We start from the raw sequence: 3,779 nt of genomic DNA, 5'->3' as shown, positions 1-3,779 counted from the left end.
TCCATTTGTTGTCGAATTTGCAGTTGCAGCTGAGTTTCATCTTCAACAATCAGCAAGTGCATGGCATTAGCTCCTTTATGTGTCAGGTCTTCGACCCGCTAGTGGGCGTTCACTTTTACGTAGCGAACCTTGCCTTCATGCAGCATTTTTACCTTGTAGTAGCCATTGTTGCGTTTAACGCTCAGCACTTTTCCGGGCTGGCGTTGCTTGGCGATGGAAACCGCCTGTTGAGGGGAGATACTGATGGCTTTTTGCTGAAAGTTCTGCGGCGGTCTCTTTTCGCTGTGTCGTGACTCATTAGATTGCTGTGCATCGAAACCCTGACGTTGCCCGGAGCCTTTGGGATCGGCTGTGGCCGTCAAGCTGAAACACAGTGTGATCAGCAGCAGGCTCATCGATATCAATCGGTGGCGGCTACTGATGAGACTGGTGGTGTTCAGCAGGCAAAGAGATGCCTTGGTATTCATGAACTCACTCCATGGTTGCGATCGACTTTCAGGCAGTCTACAAGGATTGTGGTATGGCAACCAGACTAGCTCGGTTAAACTGAACCCTGGCTGAAGCCTGTAAGAGAGATTTATCGGTAATCTGATCCATGAAAGGTGTGTTTCTTCTATGTCGTCCATAGCTCTGTTTCCCTTGTCCAATCCTTTGTTCCCACAACAAAAGATGACCCTGCAAATCTTCGAGCCTCGCTATGTCTCACTGGTCAGCCGCTGCATGAAAAATGACGAAGGCTTTGGCGTGGTGCAGATCAGGGAAGGGCGCGAAGTGGGGCGTGCGCCACAGGTGTTCCAGTTTGGGGTAGAGGCGCGCATTGTGGATTGGGAGCAATTGGAGAATGGCCTGCTGGGCATCACCATTCAGGGGTGCCGAAAATTCACGTTAAATAGTACGCACATTGAGTCCGACCAATTGATGATGGCTGAGGTGAATTGGCTTGCGGAAGAGCCTTGCCAGCCGATTCCGGATCATTATGACGGTCTGCTGGAGCTGGCAACGGAGTTGCGCGAGCATCCCGTGGTGTCACAATTGAATCTGCCGGAAATCCGCAACAGTCGGGATTTGGGCTGGCAGCTGTGTCAGTTGTTGCCGCTGAGTTCTCCGGACAAGGTGGCGCTGTTGTCTTTGAGTGATCCGGATCTTCGGTTGGAACATCTGGCTGAGCGAGTGTCGCGACTCAGCAAGGGTGACGATGACGAGTGCTGACTTAATTCAACGATGCCGCCAAGTGCTGTTTAATTCAGCGACGCTGCCAAGTACTTTCTAATTCAACGACGCCGCCAGATATTCGGCCAACCGATCTACGGCCTGTCCGCCGGAGGGTTGCGGCTTGACCAGGCTAATGGCCATCTTGCCCAGCGGCGGGTAGCGGTCGCTGCTTTTCAGGATTTTCAGATTGCCGGGCACCGTACTTTTGGACAGCACGGTGACCCCCAGACCTTCTTCAATGGCCGAGCGTATGCCTGACAGGTCCGGATTGGTGTACACCAGCCGCCAGGGAATCCCCGATTCGGTCAGTTGCTCCACCGCTCTGGCTCGGTAAATACACCCTTCCGGAGCCACAATCAGAGGGCAGGGAGCCTGTTGATGGGTGTCGTGATCGGCGCTGGTGACCCACACCAGCTCATCCAGCCGGACAATATCACTGCTAGATATTTGGGCTGGATCCGGGTGCAGTCCAAGAATCAGATCGAACTCCAGCCGACGCCGTTCGTGCAGCAGGTTTTTGCTCAGATCACTGGTGACTTCCAATGTGACATTCGGGTGCGATTGGGAGAACAGCCCCACGATTTTGGGCAGCAGGGTGGAGGCAAACTCACTGGGAATCCCCAGTCGCACCTTGCCGGCCAGCATTTCCTGGCTGAACAGCTCAACCGCTTCATCATTCAGGGCGAGCATCTGACGAGCGTATGGACGAAAAGCCTCACCCGCCTTGGTGGCTTCTATGGACTGTCCACGACGAATCAGCAGGCTTTTGCCCAGATTTTGCTCCAGCTTCTTGATTTGCATACTGATGGCCGGCTGTGTGCGGCCCAGGTATTCCCCGGCCTGAGTAAAGCCGCCTAACTCCAGTACGGTAATAAAAGCTCTTATGGCGTCAGTAGACAGGTTTTTCATCGTCTTTTTCTGTTTGGCAATAGGGTTTTGAGGGCCGGTGAGCCTGATTTACGGTCTATAGTTGATCAGTGTGTGGCCTGATCATTGTATAAGATTTTCTGATAATTGGATAACCACTATTAATTTTACTGATCCAGTGGTGGGCCGTATCATTCACGACTTTACTTTCTACACTCGGATTCTTGCCACGTATTGCTGGTCGTCTAAATTTTGTTGGCCGTCCTGCATTGTGTCGGCTTTCCTACATCCGAGTGGTCACTTCAGCACAGACTTTGAGTACAGGGCCGACTATGACTGATTTGCTGCAAACTCCTTTCCATGCCATGCACGTTGAAGCGGGCGCGAAAATGGTACCTTTCGCCGGTTACGACATGCCTGTGCAGTACCCTGACGGCATCAAAACCGAGCACTTGCACACGCGTGAGCAGGCGGGTCTGTTTGACGTCTCGCATATGGGACAGGCTCTGATTAAAGGGGAGTCCGCCAAGAGCGATCTGGAGTCGATCCTGCCGCTGGATCTGGATACCTTGCAGCCGGGTCATCAGGTGTACACCTTTATGCCCAATACTCAGGGCGGCATCGTCGATGATCTGATCGTGACCTGCTGGGATGAGAACACCTATTTCGTCGTCTTTAACGCCGCCTGTAAAGAGAAGGACGTGGCGCATTTCACCGGTCTGCTGTCTTCCTCTACAGAATTGGAGTTGCTGGACGACCGCGCATTAGTGGCTCTGCAAGGCCCGAAAGCGGTTGAAGTGCTGCGAGCCTTGGCGCCTGAGTGCGATTCTCTGGTGTTTATGACGGGTAAACATCTGAGCATTGATGGTATCGAGTGTTACGTCACTCGCTCGGGCTACACCGGCGAAGACGGTTTTGAAATCTCGGTGCCTGCCGATCAGGCAGAAGCCCTGGCAAAAAGCTTACTGGCTTCACCCTCGGTGAAGTGGATTGGCCTGGGTGCCCGTGATTCCCTGCGTCTGGAGGCTGGATTGTGCCTCTACGGGCATGATATGGACGACGAACGCTCTCCAGCAGAAGCCGCTCTGGGGTGGGCAGTCGCCAAGAGCCGCCGTGTCGGTGGTGAGAAAGAAGGCGGCTTTGTGGGCGCGGATCTGTTATTCGCCAAGCAGCGCGATGGCGTCGCTGAAATGCGCGCGGGCTTTTTGATCGACGGCAAAGCGCCGGTCAGAGAAGGGGCCGACATTGTGGACGAAGACGGCGAAGTCATCGGCCGTGTCACCAGTGGCGGCTTTGCTCCCAGCCTGAACGCCCCGATTGCCATGGGCTATGTCAGCGCCCCCTACGCGATTATTGGCACTAAGGTTGCTGCATTGGTACGTGGCAAACCGCGTCCAATGACCGTGGCCAAGATGCCGTTTGTGCCGCAGCGCTATTTTAGAGGTTAAGAGTATCGAGGGTAAGACCGAACCCGTCATTGCGAGGAGCCAAAGGCGCCAACAGTAGGGGCTTTAGGCCACGCGGCAACAAGGTGAATTGCCAACGGCAAGAGAAGGCAGCCTGGGCTGTCCATTATTAGCACGTTGTAGCGTAGATCGTGCCAGACATGGATCGCTTCGCTATGCTCGCGATGACGAAGTTCAGAAACGCAACGACACACAGAATTCAGTAAACGTATTTACATACACATACAAACACAC

Annotated in this window: 4 protein-coding genes; 2 read left to right on the top strand and 2 right to left on the bottom strand. The window is 53.9% G+C overall.

Annotation, left to right across the window (positions count from 1 at the left end; all coding sequences use genetic code 11):
- Nucleotides 1–98 precede the first annotated feature (98 nt).
- Nucleotides 99–467 (bottom strand): PepSY domain-containing protein, encoded by a 369-nt coding sequence (locus ACTG33_RS16585; protein WP_439136332.1) that lies wholly within the window; start codon nucleotides 465–467, stop codon nucleotides 99–101.
- Between the two features lie 148 nt (nucleotides 468–615).
- Between ACTG33_RS16585 and ACTG33_RS16580 the strand changes: the two genes are divergently transcribed.
- Entirely contained in the window at nucleotides 616–1,209 is a 594-nt protein-coding gene (locus ACTG33_RS16580) for an LON peptidase substrate-binding domain-containing protein (RefSeq protein WP_439136331.1), read from the top strand.
- Between the two features lie 57 nt (nucleotides 1,210–1,266).
- Here ACTG33_RS16580 and ACTG33_RS16575 read toward each other — a convergent pair whose 3' ends face one another.
- A complete protein-coding gene (locus ACTG33_RS16575; protein ID WP_439136330.1) occupies nucleotides 1,267–2,121 on the bottom strand; it encodes a LysR family transcriptional regulator in 855 nt (284 codons plus the stop codon).
- 290 nt (nucleotides 2,122–2,411) lie between these two features.
- Here ACTG33_RS16575 and gcvT point away from each other — a divergent pair, with 290 nt between their 5' ends.
- Nucleotides 2,412–3,527, top strand: a complete 1,116-nt coding sequence (gene gcvT, locus ACTG33_RS16570; RefSeq protein WP_439136329.1) for a glycine cleavage system aminomethyltransferase GcvT — start codon at nucleotides 2,412–2,414, stop codon at nucleotides 3,525–3,527.
- The last annotated feature ends 252 nt before the right edge of the window (nucleotides 3,528–3,779 follow it).

Origin of the sequence: Pseudomaricurvus sp. (assembly GCF_965662505.1) — a bacterium.
Taxonomy (GTDB): Bacteria; Pseudomonadota; Gammaproteobacteria; order Pseudomonadales; family Cellvibrionaceae; genus Pseudomaricurvus.
The sequence above is the reverse complement of the archived record's forward strand: the minus strand, read 5'-3'. Positions and strand labels throughout refer to the sequence as shown.

Excerpts from the sequence above, each read along its gene's own strand:
- ACTG33_RS16575 (WP_439136330.1), bottom strand. The coding sequence starts at position 2,121 with ATGAAAAACCTGTCTACTGACGCCATAAGAGCTTTTATTACCGTACTG.
- ACTG33_RS16580 (WP_439136331.1), top strand. The coding sequence starts at position 616 with ATGTCGTCCATAGCTCTGTTTCCCTTGTCCAATCCTTTGTTCCCACAA.
- gcvT (WP_439136329.1), top strand. The coding sequence starts at position 2,412 with ATGACTGATTTGCTGCAAACTCCTTTCCATGCCATGCACGTTGAAGCG.
- ACTG33_RS16585 (WP_439136332.1), bottom strand. The coding sequence starts at position 467 with ATGAATACCAAGGCATCTCTTTGCCTGCTGAACACCACCAGTCTCATC.